Origin of the sequence: Streptosporangium sp. NBC_01810, from assembly GCF_035917355.1 — a bacterium.
GTDB lineage: Bacteria > Actinomycetota > Actinomycetes > Streptosporangiales > Streptosporangiaceae > Streptosporangium.
In genome coordinates, this window is record NZ_CP109070.1 from 6,755,576 (window position 1) to 6,779,400 (window position 23,825).

The 23,825-nt window shown below is 65.2% G+C and carries 27 protein-coding genes and 1 tRNA gene; 17 read left to right on the forward strand and 11 right to left on the reverse strand.

What is annotated here, in order from left to right; genetic code table 11:
* Positions 1-120: 120 nt before the first annotated feature.
* The gene (locus tag OIE13_RS30455; RefSeq protein WP_326646257.1) at positions 121-306 is read left to right on the forward strand and encodes a hypothetical protein; all 186 of its coding nucleotides are present in this window, start codon (positions 121-123) and stop codon (positions 304-306) included.
* A 542-nt stretch (positions 307-848) separates the two neighbouring features.
* Here the strand turns inward: OIE13_RS30455 and OIE13_RS30460 are convergent.
* A complete protein-coding gene (locus OIE13_RS30460; protein WP_326646256.1) occupies positions 849-1,538 on the reverse strand; it encodes an alpha/beta fold hydrolase in 690 nt (229 codons plus the stop codon).
* 92 nt (positions 1,539-1,630) lie between these two features.
* The gene (locus OIE13_RS30465; RefSeq protein WP_326829050.1) at positions 1,631-4,447 is read right to left on the reverse strand and encodes a helix-turn-helix transcriptional regulator; all 2,817 of its coding nucleotides are present in this window, start codon (positions 4,445-4,447) and stop codon (positions 1,631-1,633) included.
* A gap of 565 nt (positions 4,448-5,012) precedes the next feature.
* On the opposite strand from OIE13_RS30465, the gene OIE13_RS30470 reads away from it, so the two are divergent.
* A complete protein-coding gene (locus tag OIE13_RS30470; RefSeq protein WP_326829051.1) occupies positions 5,013-5,579 on the forward strand; it encodes a hypothetical protein in 567 nt (188 codons plus the stop codon).
* Between the two features lie 566 nt (positions 5,580-6,145).
* Here the strand turns inward: OIE13_RS30470 and OIE13_RS30475 are convergent.
* Both OIE13_RS30475 and OIE13_RS30480 read right to left on the reverse strand, forming a co-directional pair.
* Complete coding sequence (locus OIE13_RS30475; RefSeq protein ID WP_326829052.1) at positions 6,146-6,796, reverse strand: HAD family hydrolase; 651 nt, start codon at positions 6,794-6,796, stop codon at positions 6,146-6,148.
* Between the two features lie 436 nt (positions 6,797-7,232).
* Entirely contained in the window at positions 7,233-7,676 is a 444-nt protein-coding gene (locus tag OIE13_RS30480) for a very short patch repair endonuclease (RefSeq protein ID WP_326829053.1), read from the reverse strand.
* Between the two features lie 336 nt (positions 7,677-8,012).
* Here OIE13_RS30480 and OIE13_RS30485 point away from each other — a divergent pair, with 336 nt between their 5' ends.
* Positions 8,013-9,026 (forward strand): DNA cytosine methyltransferase, encoded by a 1,014-nt coding sequence (locus tag OIE13_RS30485; protein ID WP_326829054.1) that lies wholly within the window; start codon positions 8,013-8,015, stop codon positions 9,024-9,026.
* 32 nt (positions 9,027-9,058) lie between these two features.
* Here the strand turns inward: OIE13_RS30485 and OIE13_RS30490 are convergent, their stop codons facing one another.
* Entirely contained in the window at positions 9,059-10,117 is a 1,059-nt protein-coding gene (locus OIE13_RS30490; RefSeq protein WP_326829055.1) for a restriction endonuclease, SacI family, read from the reverse strand.
* A gap of 257 nt (positions 10,118-10,374) precedes the next feature.
* Entirely contained in the window at positions 10,375-10,641 is a 267-nt protein-coding gene (locus tag OIE13_RS30495; RefSeq protein ID WP_326829056.1) for a winged helix-turn-helix domain-containing protein, read from the reverse strand.
* A 286-nt stretch (positions 10,642-10,927) separates the two neighbouring features.
* Here OIE13_RS30495 and OIE13_RS30500 point away from each other — a divergent pair, with 286 nt between their 5' ends.
* From OIE13_RS30500 to OIE13_RS30510, 3 genes are all read left to right on the forward strand, one after another.
* Positions 10,928-11,254 carry a hypothetical protein gene (locus OIE13_RS30500; protein WP_326829057.1) on the forward strand — a complete coding sequence of 109 codons (327 nt, stop codon included), beginning with the start codon at positions 10,928-10,930 and terminating at the stop codon, positions 11,252-11,254.
* A 71-nt stretch (positions 11,255-11,325) separates the two neighbouring features.
* Entirely contained in the window at positions 11,326-11,631 is a 306-nt protein-coding gene (locus OIE13_RS30505) for a hypothetical protein (RefSeq protein WP_326829058.1), read from the forward strand.
* Positions 11,632-11,714: 83 nt separating this feature from the next.
* A complete protein-coding gene (locus OIE13_RS30510) occupies positions 11,715-12,269 on the forward strand; it encodes a hypothetical protein (protein ID WP_326829059.1) in 555 nt (184 codons plus the stop codon).
* Here the strand turns inward: OIE13_RS30510 and OIE13_RS30515 are convergent.
* The 3 genes from OIE13_RS30515 to OIE13_RS30525 form a co-directional block, all read right to left on the reverse strand.
* On the reverse strand, positions 12,205-12,798 hold the full coding sequence (locus OIE13_RS30515) for a guanylate kinase (protein WP_326829060.1): 594 nt from the start codon (positions 12,796-12,798) through the stop codon (positions 12,205-12,207). The genes OIE13_RS30510 and OIE13_RS30515 overlap by 65 nt on opposite strands.
* A complete protein-coding gene (locus tag OIE13_RS30520; protein ID WP_326829061.1) occupies positions 12,795-13,838 on the reverse strand; it encodes an AAA family ATPase in 1,044 nt (347 codons plus the stop codon). Before OIE13_RS30520 ends, OIE13_RS30515 begins: the two co-directional genes overlap by 4 nt.
* A 274-nt stretch (positions 13,839-14,112) precedes the next feature.
* Positions 14,113-14,478 carry a winged helix-turn-helix domain-containing protein gene (locus tag OIE13_RS30525; protein ID WP_326829062.1) on the reverse strand — a complete coding sequence of 122 codons (366 nt, stop codon included), beginning with the start codon at positions 14,476-14,478 and terminating at the stop codon, positions 14,113-14,115.
* Positions 14,479-14,635: 157 nt separating this feature from the next.
* Between OIE13_RS30525 and OIE13_RS30530 the strand changes: the two genes are divergently transcribed.
* The 9 genes from OIE13_RS30530 to OIE13_RS30570 all read left to right on the forward strand — a co-directional run bounded on the left by OIE13_RS30530 (position 14,636) and on the right by OIE13_RS30570 (position 20,646).
* Positions 14,636-14,983, forward strand: coding sequence for an SCO3933 family regulatory protein (locus OIE13_RS30530; RefSeq protein ID WP_326829063.1), 348 nt, complete (start codon positions 14,636-14,638; stop codon positions 14,981-14,983).
* The gene (locus OIE13_RS30535; RefSeq protein ID WP_326829064.1) at positions 14,980-16,353 is read left to right on the forward strand and encodes an FtsK/SpoIIIE domain-containing protein; all 1,374 of its coding nucleotides are present in this window, start codon (positions 14,980-14,982) and stop codon (positions 16,351-16,353) included. The genes OIE13_RS30530 and OIE13_RS30535 overlap by 4 nt, the downstream gene beginning before the upstream one ends.
* Positions 16,354-16,374: 21 nt before the next feature.
* Positions 16,375-17,076, forward strand: coding sequence for a DUF2637 domain-containing protein (locus tag OIE13_RS30540; RefSeq protein ID WP_326829065.1), 702 nt, complete (start codon positions 16,375-16,377; stop codon positions 17,074-17,076).
* 17 nt (positions 17,077-17,093) lie between these two features.
* The gene (locus tag OIE13_RS30545) at positions 17,094-17,444 is read left to right on the forward strand and encodes a hypothetical protein (RefSeq protein WP_326829066.1); all 351 of its coding nucleotides are present in this window, start codon (positions 17,094-17,096) and stop codon (positions 17,442-17,444) included.
* Between the two features lie 16 nt (positions 17,445-17,460).
* Positions 17,461-17,637 (forward strand): hypothetical protein, encoded by a 177-nt coding sequence (locus OIE13_RS30550; RefSeq protein WP_326829067.1) that lies wholly within the window; start codon positions 17,461-17,463, stop codon positions 17,635-17,637.
* Positions 17,634-17,765, forward strand: coding sequence for a hypothetical protein (locus OIE13_RS30555; protein WP_326829068.1), 132 nt, complete (start codon positions 17,634-17,636; stop codon positions 17,763-17,765). Before OIE13_RS30550 ends, OIE13_RS30555 begins: the two co-directional genes overlap by 4 nt.
* A gap of 103 nt (positions 17,766-17,868) precedes the next feature.
* Positions 17,869-19,242, forward strand: coding sequence for a replication initiator (locus OIE13_RS30560; protein WP_326829069.1), 1,374 nt, complete (start codon positions 17,869-17,871; stop codon positions 19,240-19,242).
* Positions 19,232-19,414: a helix-turn-helix transcriptional regulator gene (locus OIE13_RS30565; RefSeq protein ID WP_326829070.1), complete on the forward strand. Its 183-nt coding sequence runs from the start codon at positions 19,232-19,234 to the stop codon at positions 19,412-19,414. Before OIE13_RS30560 ends, OIE13_RS30565 begins: the two co-directional genes overlap by 11 nt.
* Positions 19,414-20,646: a site-specific integrase gene (locus OIE13_RS30570; RefSeq protein WP_326829071.1), complete on the forward strand. Its 1,233-nt coding sequence runs from the start codon at positions 19,414-19,416 to the stop codon at positions 20,644-20,646. Before OIE13_RS30565 ends, OIE13_RS30570 begins: the two co-directional genes overlap by 1 nt.
* An 80-nt stretch (positions 20,647-20,726) precedes the next feature.
* Here the strand turns inward: OIE13_RS30570 and OIE13_RS30575 are convergent, their stop codons facing one another.
* A complete protein-coding gene (locus tag OIE13_RS30575) occupies positions 20,727-21,587 on the reverse strand; it encodes a helix-turn-helix domain-containing protein (RefSeq protein ID WP_326829072.1) in 861 nt (286 codons plus the stop codon).
* Positions 21,588-21,718: 131 nt separating this feature from the next.
* Here OIE13_RS30575 and OIE13_RS30580 point away from each other — a divergent pair, with 131 nt between their 5' ends.
* A complete protein-coding gene (locus tag OIE13_RS30580; protein ID WP_326829073.1) occupies positions 21,719-21,997 on the forward strand; it encodes a DUF3892 domain-containing protein in 279 nt (92 codons plus the stop codon).
* A 290-nt stretch (positions 21,998-22,287) separates the two neighbouring features.
* Entirely contained in the window at positions 22,288-23,598 is a 1,311-nt protein-coding gene (locus OIE13_RS30585; RefSeq protein WP_326638736.1) for an ISAs1 family transposase, read from the forward strand.
* Positions 23,599-23,646: 48 nt separating this feature from the next.
* On the opposite strand, the gene OIE13_RS30590 is transcribed toward OIE13_RS30585, so the two are convergent.
* Positions 23,647-23,719, reverse strand: a tRNA-Ala gene (locus OIE13_RS30590).
* Positions 23,720-23,825: the final 106 nt, after the last annotated feature.

The following is a 23,825-nucleotide window of genomic DNA, read 5'->3' on the forward strand; positions in this document are numbered from 1 at the left end:
GGCGACGAGCGCTCTGACGGGTGCGGTAGCCGCCGTGGTCGCGCTGGTCGCCTACCTGGTACCGCCGGGACCACCCGCAGCGGCCAGGCAGCCGCGGCTCGCCAGACCTACCTCGACCTGATGGGCGCGGTCCTCGACGCGCAAGGAGCGGTGGGGGCGACGATCAGTCGACTGGCCGCCGAATTCCAGGAAATGAACTTCCGGCTGACCGGCATGACCGGCATGACCGGCGGCGATCCCAACCAGGTGATCGCGGACATCAACACGGACCTCGCCGAGCTCAAGAGGCTGTGCGGATCCGGCTGACCTGACGACACGTCACAGCCGGATAGGAGATTCGAACTCCTGACTTCCTGGTTGCAAACGGGAGCCAGTCACCACCTGGCGAACTCCTCGGCCTGCTCGGGCGTGTGGCGGTGGGTGTCGGAGTGAGGTGTTGTGCGGCCCTGTTGCTGTACACAGCACCCCAGCCGACGACCAGCCCAGGATGACACCGAGCATCACGGCGATCATCCAGCAGGACGCGCTTTCCCTCGCCGGCCAATGTCTGGGACTGCTCGGCCGCCGGACCGAAGCGATCCCAAGCTCACTGAGGCGATCGCTCTCATGGAGCAGTTCCAGTTGTCCAACTACCGGCATGCCCACACCCTGGAGATACTCGCCGCGCTGCTGAGGAAGACCGGACTGGCGAGAGCCGTCAAGCCTACGTGCGAGCGGCCGAGGTGTTCGAGACGATCCGTGACACCGACGCGAGCAGTCGCTCGCTCGCGATGCAGGTGAGGGTAGAAAGCCCGGCAGCCGGTGGACACGGGCGGGGGTGTCCACCGGACCTCCTGCAAGCCGTTCGCTCAGCCGCCGGCAGCCGCCTTCTTGATCAGCTCGGCGACGGCCTCCGGCTGGGAGACGTAGATGGCATGGCTGCCGACGGCTTCCACCACTGTGGCGCCCGCACGCTCGGACATAGCCCGCTGAGCCGGTGGCGGGATCATCCGGTCGTCGGTGGCGACCAGGTACCAGCTGGGCTTGGTGCGCCAGGCGGGTTCGGTGACGGTGCCGCTGAGCGCGCCGACGCCCCACGGCACCTGCGAGTCGGCGAGGAACTCAGCCTGCGAGGCCGGCAGGTCGCCCGCGAAGGAGGCGTGGAACTTGTCCCGGTCGAGAAAGAGGAACCCGTTGACCGGGGGCAGGATCGGTGGCACCGGCGCGCCCGGCAGCGGGTCGGCGATGAGCGTGTTCACGGACTCGCCCTTGTCGGGCGCGAACGCGGCGATGTAGACCAGCGCCGACACCCGCGGGTGGTTACCGGCCTCGCTGATGACCGCGCCACCGTAGGAGTGTCCGACAAGCACGGTGGGACCGTCCTGGCGGTCCAGGATCAGCTGGGTAGCCTCAGCGTCCCCGTCCAGCGTCAGCGTGGGGTTCTGGACGATGCTGACCCGGTAGCCGTCCCGCTTGAGCAGGTCATAGACGGGCTGCCAGCCCGACCCGTCGACGAAACCACCGTGCACGAGCACAACGTTGGCCGCAGTGGAACTCATGATGCTTCCTCCTCGCGTACTGGTGTGATGCAGACGTGAAGAACAGTAGGCAACCGTAGGCCATACTCGATTGCGTCAAATGACTGGCGTCCTCAGGGGATCGCGGGCGGCGGCGCCTCGTCGTCGAGGCCGGCCAGCGCGTCGCGCAGGGCGGCGCGTGAGGTGATGCCGAGCTTCGGGAAGAGCTGGTAGAGGTGGGTCCCAACGGTCCGGGGCGACAGGAAGAGCCGTTCGCCGATCTGCTTGTTGGTCAACCCGGCGGCTGCGAGTTCGGCGATCTCACGCTGCTGCGGGGTAAGGGATCCCGGACCAGCGGGGGCGAGGTGGCCGATGCTTTGCCCGGTCGCGCGCAGCTCACTCGCGGCCCGTTGGGCCCATGGCCGGGCCTCCAGCCGCTGGAATGCGTACAGGGCATCGGTGAGGTGCCGACGGGCCTCGATAGCTGCTTTGTTACGCCGTAGCCTCTCTCCGTAGGCGAGGGCGATACGTGCGCGATCGAACGGCCAGTGCTCGCCGTCGGCCATGGAAAGCGCCCGCTCGAACAGGATGACCGCGTCCTCGTCGCCCGCCACCAAGGCAGCCGCGGCGTCCACGGTCATGGCCAGCCGCGGCGACAGCGCGGCAACCTCGCAGGCCCGTACCGCCTCGACGTGCGCGACCGCTTCCGTCGTTCGCCCGGTGCGCACCGCCGCCTCGACGACATCCATGATCACCCACAACGCGTGCGGCACATGGCCGGCCAGCTCGCCGGCGGCCGTGATCGTCATCGTGTGCCGGTATGCCTCCTCGAAGTCCCCGCGGCCCAGCGCGTCGAGTATCAGGGCCTGGGCCGCGATACGCCGCACCATCCCGGCCCGCCGCGGCGTCGCCCACACCATCATCCGATCGGTCAGCGCCTTGGTGGCCTCATGGTCGCCACGGGCAGCGGTCAGCATCGCCAACAGGCACAGCCCCAGGCATTCCAGCAACCGATAGTTGTGCAGCCGGCACAGCTCGACGTGCTCCTCGGCCAGAGCCCGCAGCTCATCCCACTCACCGGTGATGAGTTGATCCAGCCCGAGCAACGACCGGGCGTGCAGGGTCAGCGTCACCGCGGTGCCATCACGATGGTCGCGCAGGATGCGCCACAGGGCGGCCCGGCACGAGGTCAGCCGATCCACGAACATCGCGGCCAGCCCCACACGGACGCTCCAGACCGGGTCACCGTGCCCGTCCAGATCGGCGATCGCCGCCTCGATCCGGGCGAGCAGCGCGGACGCCGTACGGGCCGGATCGGCGAAGGTACCCACCAATAGGGTGAGCAGCTCCGGAACCGGCGCGGCCAGCTGAGCGAACGCCGCGTGGAACGGCGCCCACAGCTCAGCCCGCCCGCCGAAGTAGCAGACCCAGCCCAGGGTGTAGAACGCTTCGACGAGCGTGTCGTCCCCGCTGTCGTAGGGCGTGGGCTGCATCTCAATAGCGCCGACCAGCAGCCGGTGCGCGGTGTCGACGTCTCCCTCGCCGCTGAGCAGCAGGTGATGGGCGGCCGCGACGGCTGAGGCCAGCGATCGGGCGCTCCCGCTCTCGCCCTGCAGGGCGTCGGCAAGCAGGCGCGGCACCTCCCGCAGGTCGCCGGTCATCACCGCCCCGAAGTACGCCGCCTGGGCGAGCCGACGACTCCGGTCGGTGCCGACCGGGCTGAGATCGGCAGCCCGCAGCAGAGCGGTGACCGAACCAGCCGCGTCGCCGCGTGCGCGGACCGTGTGAGCCGCCTTCTCCAGCAGCTGCGCCACCCGCTCGTCCGTACCGACCGTGGCGTGGGCCAGATGCCAGGCTCTGCGCTCCGGACTGTCCGACTGCCGCTCGGCGAGCATCGCGTGCGCCCGCAGCCGTTCCTCCGCTGTGGACAGGTTGACGACCGCCGAACGCGTCAACGGATGCCGGAACCTCACCCGGCCGGCCCCCTCTTCAACGGAGACCAGCCCCGCCCGCTCGGCCGGGGCCAGCGCCGTCGCATCGGCGCCGAGCGCCGCCAGCGCGCGCAGGCTGCCCGTGCCGTCCAACACCAGCAGCAGCAGCACCTGCCGTGCCGACAACGGCAGCCCGCTGATCCGCGACTCGAACGCCGCTTGGAGACGACCGCTCAACGGCAGCACCTCCGGCAGACGCGCGACACCGGATCGCTGCCGGCCCGACAGCGTGAGGGGAAGCTCAAGCAAGGCCAGCGGGTTCCCCTGCGCCTCCGCCAGGAGACGTCGCCGCACCGCGGGCACGAGCGCGGGCAACCAGTGCGCCGCCAGCGCGTCCGCGGCCTCGTCCGCAAGCGACCGCACCTCGTGATCGGGCAGGCCGGCACGGTCGAAGAAGCTTTCGTCGCCGGACCGGTAGGCGGCCAGGAAACCGACCCGCCTGCCCGCCACCCGGCGGGCGACGATCGCCAGGACCATGGCGCTGGCCCGATCGAGCCACGGCAGGTCGTCGACGACCACCAGTATGGGCCGGGTCACCGCCGCGTGGGACAACAGCGCCAAGGCCGCGTTCGCGATCACCAGCAGGCCCGGCGGGGAACCGTCTCGAAGACCCAGCGCGACGCCGAGCGCCCTGCGGTGTACCGGGTTCAACGCGTCGAGATCGCCCACCAGTGGATACAAGGCCTGATGGAGCGTGGAGAAGCTGTGAGCCGCCTCGAACTGCGTGCCTGATGCCCGCAAGACGTGCGTACCGGCTGCCTCGGCGTACGCGCTCGCCGCGTCCAGCAGCACCGTCTTTCCGACACCGGGCTCGCCGAACAACAGCAGCGCTCCGCCATCATGCCGGGCGCGCTCCACCAAGGAGCGGAGTACGCGGAGATCGCCGTCGCGCCCGAATAGACCAACATTGCCAGCGGCGTCGCCGACCGTCTTGGATCGGTCGACTGGCGAATCGGCCACCTAGCTCCTCTATCTGCCCGGAATGGCACAGCCCGGTGCTTCGTCATCTTATGGGATCAGCAGGCGGCATGAACTTAAATCATCCCGGTTTGAGACATACGACATGCGCTTACCCGTACCCCCAATTGACCGTCCTCATGAAGCGCAGCCAACCGTTGCCCAAGTGACCTCTTCATAGGTGATCACCTATGAAGAGGTGATTCGACCGCCGTTTCTGAACCAAGGCGCTCACGAAGACCGGCGTCCCGAAGGTCCACTTTGACGATCTCCAACACACGGGGAACACCCTGGCGGCCAACACGGTCGCTGCTGTTGTGGTACCTCCACCAGCCGCCGGCGGGAAAGACAGCGAGCACGCCGCAATCGGCAAGCTCAAGGGCTGTGCCACGCCAGATATCTCCATGCAGCGACCCTCGGTCCCGATTCCTTTGACCGACCAGCCAGTCCTTGTCGGTGTCAAAGGGACGACTGGTGGTACGGGCATCGTCCTCGGCCTGGGCGTTCTCGGCGATGCGTTGCTCGAAGGCAGCGACAGACTCGGCGACGAGGCCGGCAGGACGTGCATGTGGAGACAACGGATGAGGAATCGCGGTGGTTCACGCCTAACCAGGCGTTGACCATCGCCGAGCGGGTCGGCCTACTGGCTGGCCGATGGGATGAGGCGCTGATGTTTCTCCTCGCCGCGTACACCGGGATGCGGTTCGGCGAGGTGCGCGGCCTGGAGCGGCAGTATGCGCGGCTCGGCGCGATCCGGGTGCAGTGGCAGCTGCGAGAGGTCAGGGGTGTGTTCATCCAGGCGCCGCCGAAGCACAACGGCCGCCGGACGATCCCGCTGCCTCCGTTCCTGGCCGAGCTGATGTCGGATCAGCTGCGCCGCACCAAGCCGGGTACGTGCGGATGTGAGGGGCATCAGGGCGACTACCTGTTCCGGCCGACGAGCAGGCCGGGCAGCCTGGTGGCGGACCACTACAGCCGGACCGGGTTCGCCAACCAGTTCTTCCGGCCGGCGGCTGACGGGCGGCTTGTCAAGAAGGGGGAGCGCGAGCGGTCTCGGATCATGGTGGACGCGGATGGCCGGTATGTGCCGCGGCGGCGGGGGGGACGTTGGAGCGGACCGCGGCGCGGGCGGTGACGACGTGGTGCCCGGTGGTGGAGGGGCTGACGTTTCACGACAGCAAGCACAGCCACAAGACGTGGATGATCGGCGACGGGGTTCCGGAGGTGGCCCAGTTCGAGCGGCTCGGGCATCGGATGGGGGATCCGTGGCGTCTATTCACACGTGGATCCGGTGTTCCGTCAGCTGATCGTGGATTCCCTGCAGGAGCGGTGGGAGAAGTCGCTGAGGTGGCGGGCCCGATTCGGGCCTTCACCCCTGCCCGAATTGCAGGCCCTGTTGGAGCCCCAGCTCGGCCCGTGGAAGTTGATCTCCCAAATTCCTCCCACTGGGGGCGCGAAGATCATCAGAATGAGAAAAGGCCAGGCTGTTTAGCCTGGTCAGAGGGGTAATTTTGGGTGGAGCCTAGGAGATTCGAACTCCTGACTTCCTGCTTGCAAAGGGGAGCCGGTCACCACCTGGGGAGCTCCTCGGCCTGCTCAAGCGTGTGATGGTGGATGTTGACGTGAGGGGTTGTGCGGCCCTGTTGCTGTACTTCCGTGCTGTACGGCACGCCTCCTCGGGGCTACGGCACAGCCGCTCGATCACCGCTCGGCGTGCAGGATCTCCAGGGCCTGGAGCACGTCAGTGACGACATGATCAGCGTCGTGATCGTGGTCGGGCCACGTGCCTCGGTCGACCCAGATCGTACGCAGACCGGCTGCGCGTCCTCCGCCGATGTCGGCAACGAGGTGGTCACCGACCATCCATCCCCCGTCGGCCAGAACCGCGCCACAGCGCTTGGCCGCGATCTCGAACAGCCCGATGTCGGGCTTACGGATACCTTCGAGTCCCGAGAGCGCGTAGGCGTCGACGGCCTCGGCCAGCCCCGTCCGCTGAATCTTCCCGAGTTGGTTGTCTGCGGTGCCGTTGGTGACGATCGCCACCTTCCAGCCTGACTCGCGGAGTCGAGACAGCCCGTCCATCACTTCGGGTCGACAGTGGACGAGGTACGGCATGCGCTGGCGGTAGCGGCTCCACAGCTCGTCGACCGGCTCGGACAGGGCGAAGCGGTCGCGGACCTTGGTGAAGAAGATCTCACGGTGCGGGTAGCCGGCTCGGTCGAGAGCGATCAACCAATCAACCGCCTCACGGCCTAAGTCGTGTTCCTCGGCGAACTTCCCGGCCCATACCTGGAACGCCTCGTCCAGGTTGACGAGTGTGTTGTCCAGGTCGAAGAGCGCGAGCCGCTGCACGGCACCCCACCTTATGAGGAAACGTCTGGTTCTGAGACACCCACATTAGGAGAGGGGGTCGTATGACTGGCTTATGCGATGTGAGCTACGCGAACGCCCCGCGCCCAGAGAGGCCGGCCACCACGCCACTCGGTGGCAAGCCGACCCGGAGCGCAGGGCCGCCAAGGCCCGAGCACCGGAAGCGGCGCGGCAGTGCAGTTATATGATCGCAAGGAGATACTGAGGCGATCATAAATATTGAGATTTTCCGGAGGTCCAGGTGGTCCGCCTGCCACTCCAGCAGGGCCGACGCGCCTTCCGATCTTCTCAAAAGTCCCAGAACTTATGATCGGCTCAGTAACTACCACTGAGAATTGTTGCGCACGTCGCATGACAAGAGTGCGACCTCTAAAGATTAAGCGTGCGAACTCTCGAAAATATGTGTTGAGGACTACTCTCAAGACTGTTTGGCGTTAGTTTTTTCCACTCGTCGCTCTCTGACCACGCGCGCAATCGTTTCTGCCGCTACCTGAAGATCTTCATGCTCCCATACAACGATTAACTGCCATCCAGCCTCGGCCAAAATACGCTCTAGCCTGAGATCGCGTTCCCGATTCCGTTGGATCTTGCCAGACCAATATTCTTGATTCACCCTAGGCAAGCGGAAGTGCTCCCGGCATCCATGCCAGTAGCAACCGCGCACCTCCACACAAACCCTAGCTGGACGAAACAGCACGTCGACTGTTCGGCGCACGCTGGCGATGGGTCGGGTGCACACGCGGTAGCGCAACCCGAGGGCGTGCAGCGCGCGTCGAAGCGTGAGCTCCGGTCGGGTGTCCCTGCTCTTGTTTGCTTGCATCAGCTTGCGAGTGTTTGCCGAAGTGGCCCATGAGTCAGACACATATTGAATCTAGCTGCTGGGTCCGCTCCTCACCCTCAGCAGGGTGAGTCACCTGCGCTCGGACGCACGCTGCAGCAGGGTCAGCCACTTGAACCCTCCCAAGAGTTCCGCAGGGAGCTAGCCCGAACCTCTAATCGTGATCGTTCGCCGCTATGTCTCGGGGGTCCAGTCGATCATCGTTGCCGTCACTCGTCTGGGCCTTGCTCAGCTCCGCCGCCACCAAAAGATCATAAGAGGGTGGAGACTGTCGGTTGCTGGGCCGCTGGCAGCGTGGTCCGAGTCTTGGGTCCTGGCGAACGCGGGAAGATGTCGCACCTGTGGCCTAGGATACTGAACATGCTTTCTGTTCTTGATCTCTTCGCCGGAGCTGGTGGCCTGTCCCTAGGCCTTGAAGAGGCCGGGATGGAGATTGTTGCGGCTGCAGAGTGGGACGAAGACGCTCTAGAAACTTTCGCGCTCAATCATTCTGCGGCGAAAATATTCCCAGGAGATGTCGGGAAAATTAACTTTTCCGACCTCAAGGGCTCGGTAAATGTCGTCGTCGGAGGCCCGCCGTGCCAGCCATGGAGTGACGGCGGGAAGCGGCTGGGCCATGAAGATCCGCGGGACGGCTTCCCAAAATTCCTCCAAGCCATAAAGGAGATAAGGCCTCAAGCTTTTCTTATGGAAAATGTCCCGGGGTTAACTCGGGGTATTTCAATAAAAGCCTTTGAGGGGCTTATCGATAAATTCAGAGGCCTAGGATATGTCGTCTTGTATGAAGTGCTTAAGGCGGGGGACTATGGTGTACCGCAGCGTCGCCAGAGGCTCTTTGTGGTTGGAAGCCTAGCGGATGGTTTTAACTGGCCTGAGCCTTCGCATGGACCCGGCAAGGATTGCCCATTAGTTGTTGCTGGCGATATCATCAGCCCAACAAAAATTATTGGTGATCCTAACTTCTCGAAAATCACCTATGCCAAGAACCCTGATCTGCGGCCTAGCCCGTATGACGGGTTGCTATTCAATGGTGGAGGCCGACCAATTCAACTCGACAGACTTGCGCCGACAATGCTTGCATCGATGGGGGGAAACAAAACTCCCTGGCTGGATGTCGCAAATATCGTTCCCAGCTATCATAAATATCTAATGGATGGCGGGACCCCAAAGACGGGAGAAGTTCCCGGGGCGCGAAGAATCACCGTAGAGGAGGCAGCGGCCCTTCAGACATTCCCGCCTGATATGAAGTTTGTCGGTCGTCGGTCTTCCCAATATCGACAGGTGGGGAACGCGGTTCCGCCTAAGTTGGCACAGGCGGTCGGTAGGGCGCTTGTAGACCACATAAAGGGCTCAGCCCCGCGTGTAATTATTTAGTGGTTCTGGTGAGGAATGAGAAACATCCCCTCTCATTCCTCATCTTCAACCAGGCCAGCAGATTCCAACGCTTCTACGTAAGAAATCACAAGCGCGTCGTCGGGCTGCTTGACCTTGAGGTACTCATATAGAGTTTCGAGGGCCGTGCGTCGACCAGGGCGACTAAGCCTAGCAACGAGCGATCGACTCTCGTGGCGGACATCCAAGACCGACAGGTCTACGTTCTTGCTCAGGCTGCTCTCGGATAGCGCCTTCTCGATTTCTCCTTCGGAGATAGAATTAACGCTAGCGATAATGTGAACCCTGTGAAGGTCTCGGTCCTGACGAGCCTCAGCGGCTTGCTTGATCTTGGTTCGCCAATTATTGGCGGTCACCTCGAAGGCTTCTTCGAGAACCCCTCTGCGCCATACTTGTATGTCTGCGGTAGTTCCTGCACTGGCGTCCGAGGCGTTAATGTTCTTCGTCTCTACCCTAAGGCTCCCCTCTTCCGAGGCCACAGCGCTGAGCAGAGCCGCAACGATGAGCTGCTCGTAGGCCCCTTTGGAACCTTTGCTGAGCAGCTTCTCAAGTAGAGAAGTTACGCGAGGGAAAGTGAGGTTTCTCGTCGCGAGGGATGGCATTGGAGGCAGGGGGCGTGCAAGTAGCGCAACACCCTCAGCGAAGTAGGTGAAAGCCTCCTCCACCTGACGAATATCTGCATCTTCCGAAGCCCATTTAAGCAGATTTTTCCAGGAGCCCCTATCTAGTCCATCCAGTCGAGCGTTTCCTTTCCCGAGAGTTTGAAATGCATCTTTTTTGCACGGGATTGAAAGCTCTCGACAGACGGATGTAATCCTTTCCGTGACACCTCGCCTAGAAGGTGGAGAAATCCCTATATCGATTATTTTTCCTGCTGCAACGGGAAACGCGATGATGGCCAGGGTGGCGTCCCGGTACGTGTCGTTCTTACTGAGCAGGTCATCCAACCATACTTGCGCTTCAGGGGCCACCTCTGTCCGAGTGGCGAATGGGTTTGAGACAAGCTCGCGCAACTTGCTCTCAACTAGGTTGCTCGCCTTCTGGGCGAGCTCTCTATCTTCCGGGGTGGCCATCGGCGCGACCTTGCTCCTTGGTTAGATGCATCTTCCTGGATAGATAGAACTTTACCTTGCTTGCGTTCGCTTGGGCCTGATCCGCGTGGGCGGCGCGGGCCGCGACCGGCCGAAGAGCCGCAGCGCGGCCAGCGACCGCCCACGCGCGGCGAGACGCCGTAGGCGGATCGCCTTTAAAAAGACGTATGGAAAGTTCTCATTCGGCTAGGTCTTGACTGGTTGACCTGCGGATAGGGCTGTAGCCCTGGGGTAGCCGGCTACTCGGCTGTGGGGGCTTCGTCGTGGTCGGCCTGGCTATCCGGGGCGCTGACGAAGGTCCCCTTCTGCGGCAAGGTGTAGAGAACTCCGGCGTCACGTAGGTGTGCGACTGCTTTGCGGACGGTTCCCTTGGCTACACCGAGCTCTTCGGCCATGCGGATCTCGGAGGGGATCGGAGCGCGCGGGCGATATTGACCGTCCTTGACGCGCTGCCGGATGACGTCGGCAACCTGCTTCCACACGTACTCACCCGGATCCCAATCCATGCTCTAAACCGTAGATGAGCTGGGAAGACACCGTAGCTTTGGGTTGCAGCATGCTGCACTATAGAGAAGGGGGTAGCAGCGTGTACCAGAGTGATGCAGTATGGAGAGAGGTTGAACCACGCAGCTCTTCCCCTGCTCCGGGCGGGCTCGCGAACCCAGACAGACGAAGCGAGGCTTCCATGGCCCTGCAAGAACCCACACAGCGTCTCCCCTGCTGGCCAATCCGGCGTAGACAGACCTCGGCCGATACGCCATACGGAGCGATAAGCACGGCAGGAGGCGGGACATGACCGTGCTCTCTTCCGGTGACACGGCGCTGAGAGCTGCCGAGGAGCTTCGTGAAGCCCTGGCTTACTACGGGATCGTGGCTGATGTGCATGACGGGTACGGGCTGGCGCTCATGTCGGTCTGGGTCGACTTGATCGTGTGGTGTCGCGGGGATCAGTTCTGGTGGCGTACCGGCTGGAATCCTCGCCAGCGTCGCCCCGTCTACGCCCGTCACCCGCTGGCCGAGCCTGACCAGGCCGCGCACCGTGTTGCCTTGCGGTACGCGGAGTTGCGGCAGACTCACCCGCTGCCGGAACCGGAGTCAAGAGCGGCGTATCCGTCATGACGGCGCCTGACGGATGTGCGGGGTCTCTGATGCTGCCGCCTCGTTCGCCTGGGGTGGCTGTCGGGGAGTTGGTGCGGCCTGCGGAGGATCTCCGCCTCGGGGATTACCTGGCCTTCGAGCGTGATCGTGACCAGCCCTTCCGGATCACTCCGGTACAGGGCGACGAATACGGGCGCGGACATCACTACGTCGACCTCGTGTGGGGACAGGTCACCCAGCTTGGCCGCCTGGGTAGCGGCGGCGGCTGGTGGAGGCCGCCGACGTTTCTGCTCTCGGTCTCCTGCTCGTTCGCCTCGGACGCCTCCCTGATCACCACCCTGTTCAACCATTCCCCCGTGCTGCTTCGGCCGTCGTGGAACGGGTTGATGATCCCTTGAACGGGCGTGGCGGCGTTGGCCTTGGAGGGTGGCGCCGTCACGCCTCACCACACCGGTCACGCTCGAAACGGAATGAGGACGCGATGTCTGAACGAGGTGCCCAACAGCTTCCGACCCGGTGGCCACTGCCTCCGGTAGCCGGTGGGCCGGTGATCGAGGGGTGGCGGACCGAACAGAGCGGGTGGGGCGTCTTCTCCGCCCGCCGGGATCCCGAACTCGTACTGACCGAACAGGAGATGCTCGCCGGGCTCACCGGACACCTGGTCGCCGAAACGGCCGAAGAACTCCGCCAACTGGCCGACGAACAGCACCGCATCGCAGACCGGCTGAACAGGACACCGCCGGTGTGCCCGCACTGCGGGCGCGGCCAGGGAGACGCGCCGCTGATCGTGACGGCGGATGAATCATCGGTCACAGCTGAGCAGTGCGCCCGAAGCTACGCGACCGGGACGGACTGCCTTCACCATGAGGTGGAGTGGACCCGCCCGAATCCCCTGCCCGATGGTGCCCATTGTCGACAGTGCGGCACCTGGTGGCGGCTGGACCTGATCCCGGCAGAGGTAGAGGCTCGTCTCAAGGGCGGCACTCCTGCGACTGAGGACACCCGGCTGGCCGTAGTCGATCGTAGGCACCTCTGATCTCGCGCGCTGCGGCGTCGGCTCCGAGACGGTCAGTGTGGAGGCGTAGGTGAAAGAACCCGGCGTCGCTGTTCGTCTCCAGATCGGTGAGCGTCTCCTCCCATGCGGCAAGGCGCTTGCCGGTGTCGACGTCACCGCGGCTTCGGGATCGCTGTTCGGTGACCTCGCGCGGGACCCACAGCAGCACGCGGAGCCAGGAATCCGGGGTTCGGCCAATCAGGCGGCGCAGGTCGCCGAGGTTGCCCATGTGCACGACGGGGACATAGCCGGCGGCATGACGGTCTTCGATCGTCTGGCGGTCGATGGCGTAGACGTTACCGTAGCGGTGGGTCTCGGCAACCAGTCGGCCCGCCTGGCGGAGCTTGTCCAGGTGCTCGGCGCTGACGAACTCGTAGCCGTCGGCTCGGCCGGTGCCGACCTTGAGCTTGGGCAGCAACGCGAACCGCGAATCCAGCCGAGTAAGGGCGGCGGTGATGGTGTCCTTGCCGCTGGCGGGTGGGCCGTAGATGACGATTCCCTGCGGGCTCACGTCAGGATCCGCTTGAGGGCTTCGCGGGTCTGGTCGGCAAGGCTGATCGCCGCGCCGAGCCGATTGTCGATGGTGACGTGTGCGGTGGGAGGGCTGGCCTCGACGTTCAGGCTGTCGGCGTAGGTTTCCCAGTTGCTCAGCTTCCACGCATCGCGGGCGGCGCCGCGGAACTCGATGTACTCGCGCATCGACTCGGGATCGCAGCGAACCCAGATCGCCGCGACGTCGATCCCCTTGGCCGCACATCGGTTCTCCAGGCGGGCGAACCACGCCTCGTCCTTGAGCTCGGCGATGAACGGGGCCGCCAGGATGGCCGAGGTACCGACGTTGAGGTTGTCCCACGCGGTCTCCATCAGACACCGGTACTCGAAGGGACGGACCTCCTTGAGATACAGGTCGGTGTGACGGTCGTTGGGGTCGCCTCCCAGGGAGACGAGCAGCCGCTCGACGATGGAGCGGGTCAGGGAGTCCTTGTCCAGGAACGCCCACCCGGTGATGTCGGACAGGAAGCGAGAGAACTCGGTCTTGCCTGATCCGGCGTATCCGCCGACCAGGGCGAGGATGGGGCGGGGGCTGCCTCCGCCGTGGCGTCTGCGCCAGGCGTCGACCACTCGGCTGCGCAGAAGCCCCGGCGGGGAGTCACTGGACTCGATGCCGCCGACGGAGACCTTGGTGAACGTCTCCTCGATGACCAGAGCGGCGGCGTTGTCGGCGGCGGGGTCGGTGGGTGCGGGCAGGTCGGAAATCACGATTTCCGCTTTCTGTGATTCACCGGGCAGAGGGGGGCGAAACCCTAGTTCGGGTTCGGTGGCCTGGTAAAGCAGGCAGTAAGCACGCCGATAATGCGGGCCGGGGAACACGGTTCCTTGCTCGTGCCCCCACAGCGTTTGGAAGTTGGCAGCCGGGACGCTCAGACCGTGGCCGCTGGCCGCCTCGCGCAGACGCTCGCCTGCGCTCTCCAGGGTCAGGCCGTGGGCTTCGCGGTGTTCGCGCAGGCGGGAGGGGGTCCAGCCGGGTCGCTGGGTCGTCTTCAGTTGCATACTTTCGCCTTCACGCTTCGGGGAGGTGGCGCGGTGTGCGGTCGTGCATATGAAAACGCTTGTGTAAATGGGTGTTGAGGAGAACTGAAGAAGCTTAACTAGATCGGTGTGATACCGGAAACCCCCAGCTCGCGGTGAACTTAAGCCATCCCGAAAGGCGAAACGCACCGCAGAGCAAGGGAGGAACCCGTGAACGTCGACCCGCAGCGGATTAGCTGGGAATTGGCCGCGATTCGGGCAGAGCTGGACGAGTTGGCGTGCCGGATCGGTGAGATCACTGCGGCTCTGCGAACACTGCCGCCTCTAGAGCGGCGAGTCGATCACCCAGCTCCTTGACGCTCTGGCGCGTCTGGGCAAGCTGGTCCAGGATCTCGGCGTTCACGTCCGGCGCCTCGGGCTTGGAGGTCTCGGTGGGGGGTTGGCGGACGAACACGCCCTTGCCCTGCTGGCCGATCACCAGGCCCTCGGTGCGCAGCACGCTGATCGCGGCCTTGACCACGCTGGCGGAGACGTCGAAGCGCTCGCCTAGCTGGGCGATGGAGGGCAGCGCCATACCGGGGGCGAGTGAGCCGGTGCGGATCTGGCCGCGCAGCTCGTCGACGATCTGCAAGTAGGCCGGCTGGCCGGTCTTCTCAACCATCCGAACTCGTTTCGACTAGTCATAACTACTTTTCACTAGTTGCCAGTTCAGCACACCCCCGCAGAGAAACCAACCAAGCCGCCGAAGAACTCATTGACAACTTAGAACTCCAAGTGTTCTATGTATTCTAGGCATCCCGTCTAGCAAAGGAACGATCATGCGCGCCATCCCCATCCCCGTCGACGTCACCAAGCTTCAGATCACCTGCGTCAAGGCCGCCAAGCCTCGCCTCGTCAACAAGGACACCGGCGAGATCAAGCGCGACAAGGACGGCAACGTCATGTACGAGCTCACCTTCCTGTTCGAGGACGACCTCGGCCGGATGGAGCTGGTCAAGGTCACCACCACCCCCGAACCGCAGATCACCCCCGGCGAGGAGGTCGTCCCCGTCGGCCTGGTCGGCTACGTCTGGGAACAGGGCGGACGCTGGGGCATCTCCTACCGGGCCGCCTCCTTCGTCCCCGCCGGTTCCTCCCTCTCCGCCGGGATGGGGGCGGACCTGTGATCGACCTCGGCCACCCGTTATTCAAGGTCCTCGCCGTCGTGCTCATGCTGCTCGCCTGGCGGCGCTGGGCTCCTCTCTCCTACTGGTACGTCCTGGTCTTCCCGCGTAAAGCCGTCTGGTTGCGCTGGTCCTGGCGTCACGTCGCCTCCGGTTGCGGGCTGACCAAGAAGCGGCACCGGTGGTGGTTCACCACCGTTCCCGGTCTGGTCGCCTCGACCGGCGTCGTGCAGGTCAAGCGGCGCTTCCAGCGGGTCGCGGTCGACACCAAGCCCTGGATGGGCCTGCCTCGCCCCGTGCGGCACGGCTTCCGCATCACCTTCCACCTCCTCGACGGCCAGGTGCCCGACGACTACGCCAAGGTCTGCGAACGGCTCGCGCACGCCTGGCGCATCGAAGCGGTTCGCGTCATCGGCTCCCGGCCTGGCCGCGTCACCCTCCAAGGAATCACCCAGGACCCTTTAACCCACGTCGCCCCCGCCTCCCCTCCTGCTGAGCCGCGTGACGGCTGGCGGGCCGAGGACCTGCTCCGGCCGATCGTCGGAGTACTGGAGACCGGCGCGGCCTGGCGAATGGACCTGCGGCTCATCCCGCACTGGATGAACGCGGGCGCCACCCAATCGGGCAAGTCCAACCTGATCAACGCCCTCATCGTCGGCCTGGCCCCGCAACCGGTCGCCCTGGTCGGCTTCGACCTCAAAGGCGGCGTCGAACTGTCGGCCTACGCCGCTCGGCTGACCGCGCTGGCCACCAGCCGCGCCGAGTGCCTCGACCTGCTGAGCGACCTGATCGCGGTGATGGGCGCTCGGATGCTGGCCTGTCGCCGCTACGGGGTGCGCGACATCTGGCAACTCCCCGATGCCTCCCGACCGATCCCCGTCGTGGTCCTGGTCGACGAACTCGCCGAGCTGTATCTGACCGCTGACAAGGCCGAGAAGGATCAGGTCACCCGGACGGCCACCGCGCTGCTGCGCATCGCCCAGCTCGGCCGCGCGTTCGGCATCCACCTGATCCTGTCCGGGCAACGGATCGGCTCCGATCTCGGTCCCGGCGTGACCGCGCTGCGTGCCCAGATCGGCGGGCGGGTCTGTCACCGGGTCAACGATCCCGAAACCGCCGTGATGACGCTGGGCGACCTCGACCCCGACGCTCTGGTTGCCGCCCGGTCCATCGCGCCGGAACTGCCCGGCGTGGCCGTGATCACCGGTTCTGACGGCCGGTGGTACCGGGCGCGGTCCGGCTACGTCTCCACCACCGCCGCCGAGCAAGCCGCGGGCGCCTACGCCGAAATGGCCCCGTCGTGGAACCAGGTAGCTGCCTCCGGCCTCGGTCACGAACTGCCCGGCGTCGACACCCCCGAACTCATCGCCTGACCTCTCGGAAGGAGAACCGCCGTGACCGCGACCGCGCCTCGCCTGGCCGTACGGCTGGCCGACTCCGCACCGGTGCTGATCCTCGCCGCGATCGCCGGGGCCGGCAGCTTCACCCACATCCGCGACACCGCCACCGAACACGGACAGGACGGCTGGATGGCCTGGGCCGTGGCCGTCTGCATCGACCTCACCTGTGTCATGGCCGCACGGGAACGACAGCGCGACAAGAAGAACGGACGCCAACGCAACGGCTGGATCTCCTGGCCGACCCTCGTCCTCGTCGGCGGGATCGCCCTATCCCTGGCCGCGAACCTCGCCCAAGCCGAACCGTCGGCCTGGGGATGGATCACCGCCGCGACCCCGGCAGGGGCGTTCCTGATCGCGGTCTCCATGCTGGAGCGACGCTCCACCGACCCTCGTTCTGAACCGTCCCCGGCACCCGTTCCCGTCCCGGACGCCGTACCGCAGACCCCGGCCGAACCAGCCGCGCTCGCACCGTCGCCCACTCCCGCCGTACCCGGCCAGAACCGCACTGAGAACGGCCAGAACGGCACCGGGCCAACGAGTGAGCTCCTCGACTACGCGCGCCGCGTCGCCGACGAACACCACGCCCGGCACGGCAGACCCATCACCCGCGACACCCTGCGCACCCGCCTCGGGGTGTCCAGCCAACTCGCCTCCGACCTGCTGCGCACCCTGCGCGACAGCCCCGAACCCGCCTGAACACAGAGGAGAACCCCATGCCCGGCACCACTCCCCGCGCCGCTCTCATCAAGGGCTTGGTCGACCTGGCCACCTTCCTGGAGGCCAATCCCACCGTCCCCGTCCCCTCGTTCGCCGGGCTCACCTACTTCGCCCGGGGGACCGACCTCGACATCCGCTCCGAGGTCGACACCATCGCCGCTCTCCTCGACACCGAAGCAGACCCCGGCGACTCCGAGCACGACCACTACCGGGCCTGCCGCACCTTCGGGCCGGTCGAGTACAAGGCCGTGGGCATCTTCTCCGCCGCTCGGGCTCGCCACCGGGCCAACACCTCCTACGAGGGGTGCATCACCCCCGACCCCGTCCCCTCGCCCCGTACCGCCTGACCAGGAAAGAGACCCCATGCGCATCCGCCTCGACGGCACTTACGCCGAACTCGCCCACGCCATCAACAAGATCCGCACGATCCTCCCCGTCGGCTCGGTCTCGCAGATCCTGCCGCTGCATGAGCGGCCACACACCTGGCGCGTGTTCCTCGATACCGCGCCCAAGCGCACCGGGGGGAGGTGGATCACGTGACCGACGACCAGGACTCCCCGCTCGTCGACATCGCGCCCAAGCGCTGGCTGTGCTGCCACTGCGGCGGGACCGGTGTCGACAGCCACGGCCAGACCTGCGAGCACTGCGAGGGCCTCGGCTTCAGCTGAGAGTCCTTGGCGCCCCCGGCGTGACCACACATCCGCCAAGACGTCCGCCACGTCGGGGGCCATCCCACACCGAACCTCACAGCCCGAAAGGGACACCCCCATCATGCCAACCACCCACGCGGTAGCCGGGATGATCACCCGGCTCCACGACCCCCAATACGCCCGCTGGGCCTCCCAGATCCGCCGCACCGGCGGCTGTCGACAGCCCATCCACCTGCGCGGCCACGTCCACCACCTCGACCCCGCCACCGGCAACCGACTGCACAGCTACACCACCGCGACCGAACCAGACGGCATCCTTCGCGTCCCCTGCAAAACCCGACGCGCCTCGCGCTGCCCGTCCTGCGCCGAGACCTACCGGGCCGACACCTACCAACTCATCCGCGCGGGCCTGGTCGGCGGCAAGGGTGTCCCGGACTCGGTCACCGCGCACCCCTGCCTGTTCGTCACCCTCACCGCTCCCTCCTTCGGCACCGTCCACACCCGGCGAGAGAAGAACGGCACCGTCCTGCCCTGCCACGCTCGACGCGACGCGGCCACCTGCCCACACGGACGTGTCATGTCCTGCACCGCGCGGCACGGGGCCGACGAAAGCCGCCTCGGTGAACCGCTCTGCCCGGACTGCTACGACTACGCGGGAAGCGTGCTGTTCAACGCCATGTCCCCGGAACTGTGGCGGCGCCTCACCGAAGCTCTGCGCCGACGCGTCGCCAAGAACGCCGGACTGACCCAGCGGGAGCTACGGGAACAGGCCGTCATCTCCTTCGCCAAGGTCGCCGAGTACCAGCGGCGCGGCGTCGTCCACTTTCACGCGGTCATCCGCGTCGACGGCCCCGAGGGGCCGGCTACCCCTCCACCGGCCTGGGCGACAGCCGACCTGCTGACCGACGCCGTAGGGCATGCCGCCTCGGCCGTCGCGGTCACCGTCCCTGCGGTATCCGGCGAACCCGCGCGGTCTTTCGGCTGGGGCACTCAGCTCGACGTCCGCGAGATCACCATGACCGGTGACCTCACCGAACAGGCCGTAGCCGCCTACATCGCCAAGTACGCCACCAAAGCCGCCGAATGCGTTGGCACTCTGGATCGTCGTATCAACCCCCTCGACGACCTGGAAGCCTTCAACCTCCGCGATCACCCCCGGCGGCTCATCGCCGAATGCCTGCGCCTGGGCTCCCTCGACGAGTTGGCCGACCTCCGGCTTGTCCAGTGGGCTCACATGCTCGGCTTCCGGGGCCACTTCTCCACCAAGAGTCGCCGCTACTCCACCACCCTCGGTACCCTCCGCGCCGCTCGCACCGAGCACATGCGCGGGGAAGCGATCACCACCGGTCGCCTGCCGCTCTTCGACGAGGACACCGTTCTCGTCGTCTCGCACTGGGAGTACGCCGGACAGGGTTTCTCGGCCGGTGACGCCCTTTTGGTAAGCGCCCTTACCGGAATTCGCTCCGTTGATCCGGGAGATCGCCATGAGTCCTAAATTACTCACCGTTCCGCAGGCCATGGCCGCTCTCCAGGTCAGCCGGTGGACACTCTACGCCCTCATCCGCTCCGGCGAACTCGACTCGATCGTGGTCAACGTGCGCTGCCGCCGGATCCCGGAATCCGCCCTGAACGACTACGTGACCCGACTCTGCGAGGAGGCCGCCTGATGGGACAGCGCGCGAACGGTGAAGGCTCGATCTTCCCCTACAAGAACGGCTATGCCGGTTACGTCTGGGTCGTCACGCCGGAGGGCAAGAAGACTCGGAAATGGGCCTACGGCAAGACCCGCGAGGAGACTCACGAGAAGTGGATCAAGCTCCACGAGCTGGCTCGCAAGGGTCCCGTGGTCACCAAATCGCCGAAGGTCTCCGACTATCTGGCGTACTGGCTCAAGAACGTCGTCGAACCGAATCTTGCGCCCAAGACGGTAGCGAACTACGAGATGTTCTCCCGGCTCTACATCGTGCCCGCACTCGGTGCGAAGCGGCTCGACAAGCTGAGCGTGCGAGACGTGCAAGCCTGGGTGAACAAGATCCGCACCCTGTGCCAGTGCTGTGCCCAGGGAAAGGACAAGGCACGTCCTGAGAAGCACAGCGACCCCAAGAAGCGGCGTCACTGCTGCGCGGTGGGGAAGTGCTGCAAGCAGACGGCCTCCGAGTGGACCGTCCACGATGCTTACATGACGCTCCGGGCCATGCTGAGCAACGCCGTACGGGAAGAGACCCTCTCCCGCAACGTCGCGGCCAACGTGAAGATGTCGGTCCCTCGCAAGCGCAAGGTCAAGGCGTGGAGCGTCGACGAGGCGCGTGCCTTCCTGGAGTCAGCCCGCACTCGGCAGGACCCGATGTACCCGGCTTACGTCCTGGTCCTGGTCCTCGGCCTGCGCCTGGGCGAAGCGCTCGGCCTCCGCTGGGAAGACGTCGACCTTAACGAGGCAGAGATGACGATCGGCTGGCAACTCCAGCGGGTCGGCGGCAAGCTCCACCACCGGGAGACCAAGACGGAAGCCTCTGACGCCGTGCTGCCTTTCCCCGACATCGTGACCACCGCCCTTCGGGCTCGGCAGGCTGAGCACCGGGCGGCACGTGAAGCCGCGGGGGAGTCATGGCAGGAAACGGGGCTGGTGTTCACCACCGCCAGCGGGCGCCCTGTAGAACCGTCGAACTTCCGGCGGAGCTTCACCAACGCCTGCGCAAAATCGGGGGTTCGCAGGGTCCACGTGCACGCTACCCGGAAGACCTGCGCGTCTCTCCTCGTCGCGCTCGACGTTCACCCGCGCGTGGCGATGCAGATCCTCCGGCACAGCCAGATCTCGGTCACCATGAACATCTACAGCGAGGTCTCGTCTGCGGAGACGCGCAAGGCGCTCAAGCGGCTCGGTGACCACCTGGACGCGTAGAAGTAGCGGTATACGACCGCACAGGCCACTTCCCGATCAGGGGAGTGGCCTTCGGCTTGGGTCGATCCTCGGAGATTTTATTAAAATAGCGATGGCTGATCCGCGTCGCTATCGAGCCCTAGATGGGCTAGACGATAACCCATAGCAGCGGCACTTACATGAAATTCTTTGGCCAACACTTTGGTGTTGTTGTTGACGGCATGTCTGGCTCGCACAAGCGATGCGGGCATAAGAATGTTTGCCGCGAATTCGTTAGCGGCTCGCTCTGCACGCCAGTCGTAGCTCGGATGTCCACCCGTAACACTCGGGGACAGATCGCCACCGAAGTCAATATGGAACTGGTCTATGTGGCGCAGCAAGTAATGGCCGAGCTCATGGGCGAGCGTAAAGCGCTGCCTCACCTCTGCCTGGTTACGATTCACCCAGATCACAGGGGTCGTAGATAGCTCCACTATCAGGCCATCTATATCACGGAAATCCCATGACAAGATTTGTACACCGCAACCGTAGACAAGTTCTTCGATCGGCACTGGATATTTCGAAACCCCTGAAGCTTCTAGAAGCGCTTCCGCCGTATCTCGCGGTGATGCAGGAGCGACACGCCACTTAATCGCCGGGCGTTCAAGTCCTTGGGCGGCTTCCGTGAATCTCTCAAGCTCGTCGGCAAGCTTGGCGGCATCAACTCTTTCCGCCACCGCCCGAAGCAATGTCGGCGTGACGGGTTTCGCCGGCGCCTCGGGCAAGAGCTCTGCCGTAGGAACACTGAGAACGCGAGCAAGATCAATTAAGTCGTCGACCCCTAAGGCCCGTCGCCCTGACTCCCAGTAGCTGATCGCAGTCTGAGTGCGGTCAACGCGGCGCGCCAGCTCACCCTGCGACCATCCCAGCGCTTCGCGGGCGGCGCGGATACGTTCGCCGACCCTTGCGGCGTTGCTGCTCAACAGACTCCCCTTCTCGGCACACCAGCATCATGCCTCTCTGGTATCTTCTCATGCCAGAGCGGTATACGGCCTTCGTAGCTGCTTCAACAGTTTAGGGCTCGGCATGCTTCCAGCCCTAGGAAGGGGTCCAAGTGGCCATCAAGTTCACGCACCGGCGCATGAGTGGCGGCCAGCAACACGAGCACATCGCCCGCCTCTGGTGGATCAACCCGAGCACCGGTAAGACGGGAGACAATAGCCGCGAAGACTTGGTGAAGTGGATCGAGGAAGGTAACAAGGCGTACTGCGAGGACGCTGCGGGCCACCGTGCGGACGTCGCTGTGCGGACTTCCGTCCGTGGAGTGAAGTACCTGCAGACTCACGCTGACAAGGTGTGGACCAACAACCTGCTCGCCCTGCCGCTCAAGTAGTCCGATGCCGGTCCGCGGCGCCCCTTCGGCCTAGTGCAGGGGCGCCCGGGGGCGTGACAAGCTTCGAGGGCGGCCGTTGCTGTATTTCACTGCTGTACGAGGTCGAAAAGGCCACTTCTCGATCATGGGAGGTGGCCTTTGACGTGGGGTGGAGCCCAGGGCCCCGGCGTTCCCGGGTTCTGATGCGGTATGCCGACGTTGAGCGTTTGGCCAGGTGGAACGCGAAAGAGCGCGACTTCTGCTGATCTTTCGGGTGTCGAAATCCGGAGATCATCGCAGGAGTCGCGCTCGTGTCCCCATCTTCTCTGACCAGTTCCCCGCATGTCTCGTGTCTTGACCAGCTCGCCGACTTGGCATTGTGGGAGTCCGAACTGGCACCCGATCCGGTCGTGGTGGAATCGGCGTTGATGCGCCGGTTGGCGACGGTTCCCGATCGGCGGTCTGCTTGCGGTCTGCGCCATCCGCTGGTGGCCATCTTGACGTTGGCCGCGTGCGCGACCCTGGTCGTCGGCGGCGACAGCGTCGCGGCGATCTGGCAGTGGGCCGCCCGAAGCCCGCAAGCGGCGCTGGAGCGGCTGGGCGCCTACCGTGATCTGTTCACCGGGTTGTTCCTCGTGCCCAGTGAGCGTACCTTCCGCCGTGTTCTGGCGGAGCTGGACGCCGATGCGCTGGACGCCGCGATCAGCGGCTATGTCGCCGAGGTGATACGGCAGGAGGCTCTGACGCCACAACTGCCCGACACTCCCGGCCCCGCCGAACGGGAACAGCGCCGCGCGGCACGACGCCGGCTCAGCCATCCCGCCCCGGCCGGGCTGCTGCCCGCAGCGGCGCTGGACGGCAAGGCCCTGCGCGGGGCACGCACCAGCGAAGACGGGAGGGTCTTCCTGGTCGGCGCGATCAGCCACGAGCACGGCGTGATCCTGGGCCAGTGTCAGGTCGCCGGCAAGAAAGGCGAGGGTCCCGCCGCCCGCGCGATGCTGCCCCACCTGCGGGTGGCCGGGATGGTCTTGACCTTGGACGCCCTGCACACCACCAAGACCACCGCCCGTCTGATCACCCAGCTGGGCGGCCACTACGTCCTCATCCTCAAGGGCAATCAACCGCTGGCACGCGCCGCCGCGCACGCGCTGTTGTCCGGGCCGGATGCCGACTGGACGCAAACCACCGCGGTCGATGACGATCACGGGCACGGCCGCAGGGAACGCCGCACCATCCGCACCGCCTCTGCCGATGACGGCCTCTTCCCCGGCGCCCGGCAAGCCTTCCGGCTCCGCCGCGACGTCGGCGAATTGGATGGCGCCTGGACCAGCAAGGAGATCGTGTTCGGCATCACCAGCCTGCCCGTTGAATTGGCAGGCCCCGCGCACCTCAACCACTACGAAAGGGCGCACTGGGGGGTGGAAAACCGGCTGAATTGGGTCAGGGACGTCACATTCGCGGAGGATCATTCCCAGGTCAGGACGGGTACCGCACCCAGAACCCTAGCCAGCCTCCGGAATCTGGCGATCAGCACCATCCGTCTGGCCGGCCGGGCCAACATCGCCCACGCTCGCCGCGATCTCCTCGACCACGATGCCGCATTCGCCGTCTACAACATCTGATCAACAGGACGGACTTGGACATAACAATTCAACGCCGGGGCCCTGGGGTGGAGCCTAGGAGATTCGAACTCCTGACTTCCTGCTTGCAAAGCAGGCGCTCTGCCAACTGAGCTAAGGCCCCGAGATCCAAGCCGGTGCCTTGGAGACGACCCGCTTCAGTCGTACACCGTAGCAATAGGAGCCGCCCCTACGCCAATTGGATTCGCGGGCAACGGCGTGTCGGGTGG

Bases quoted from the DNA above. Each gene is read 5' to 3' on its own strand.
- OIE13_RS30530 (WP_326829063.1), top strand. From the start codon at position 14,636: ATGCGCGCCATCCCCATCCCCGTCGACGTCACCAAGCTTCAGATCACC.
- OIE13_RS30500 (WP_326829057.1), top strand. From the start codon at position 10,928: ATGACCGTGCTCTCTTCCGGTGACACGGCGCTGAGAGCTGCCGAGGAG.
- OIE13_RS30460 (WP_326646256.1), bottom strand. From the start codon at position 1,538: ATGAGTTCCACTGCGGCCAACGTTGTGCTCGTGCACGGTGGTTTCGTC.
- OIE13_RS30545 (WP_326829066.1), top strand. From the start codon at position 17,094: ATGCCCGGCACCACTCCCCGCGCCGCTCTCATCAAGGGCTTGGTCGAC.
- OIE13_RS30550 (WP_326829067.1), top strand. From the start codon at position 17,461: ATGCGCATCCGCCTCGACGGCACTTACGCCGAACTCGCCCACGCCATC.
- OIE13_RS30525 (WP_326829062.1), bottom strand. From the start codon at position 14,478: ATGGTTGAGAAGACCGGCCAGCCGGCCTACTTGCAGATCGTCGACGAG.
- OIE13_RS30485 (WP_326829054.1), top strand. From the start codon at position 8,013: ATGCTTTCTGTTCTTGATCTCTTCGCCGGAGCTGGTGGCCTGTCCCTA.
- OIE13_RS30495 (WP_326829056.1), bottom strand. From the start codon at position 10,641: ATGGATTGGGATCCGGGTGAGTACGTGTGGAAGCAGGTTGCCGACGTC.
- OIE13_RS30510 (WP_326829059.1), top strand. From the start codon at position 11,715: ATGTCTGAACGAGGTGCCCAACAGCTTCCGACCCGGTGGCCACTGCCT.
- OIE13_RS30490 (WP_326829055.1), bottom strand. From the start codon at position 10,117: ATGGCCACCCCGGAAGATAGAGAGCTCGCCCAGAAGGCGAGCAACCTA.
- OIE13_RS30455 (WP_326646257.1), top strand. From the start codon at position 121: ATGGGCGCGGTCCTCGACGCGCAAGGAGCGGTGGGGGCGACGATCAGT.
- OIE13_RS30520 (WP_326829061.1), bottom strand. From the start codon at position 13,838: ATGCAACTGAAGACGACCCAGCGACCCGGCTGGACCCCCTCCCGCCTG.
- OIE13_RS30560 (WP_326829069.1), top strand. From the start codon at position 17,869: ATGCCAACCACCCACGCGGTAGCCGGGATGATCACCCGGCTCCACGAC.
- OIE13_RS30570 (WP_326829071.1), top strand. From the start codon at position 19,414: ATGGGACAGCGCGCGAACGGTGAAGGCTCGATCTTCCCCTACAAGAAC.
- OIE13_RS30565 (WP_326829070.1), top strand. From the start codon at position 19,232: ATGAGTCCTAAATTACTCACCGTTCCGCAGGCCATGGCCGCTCTCCAG.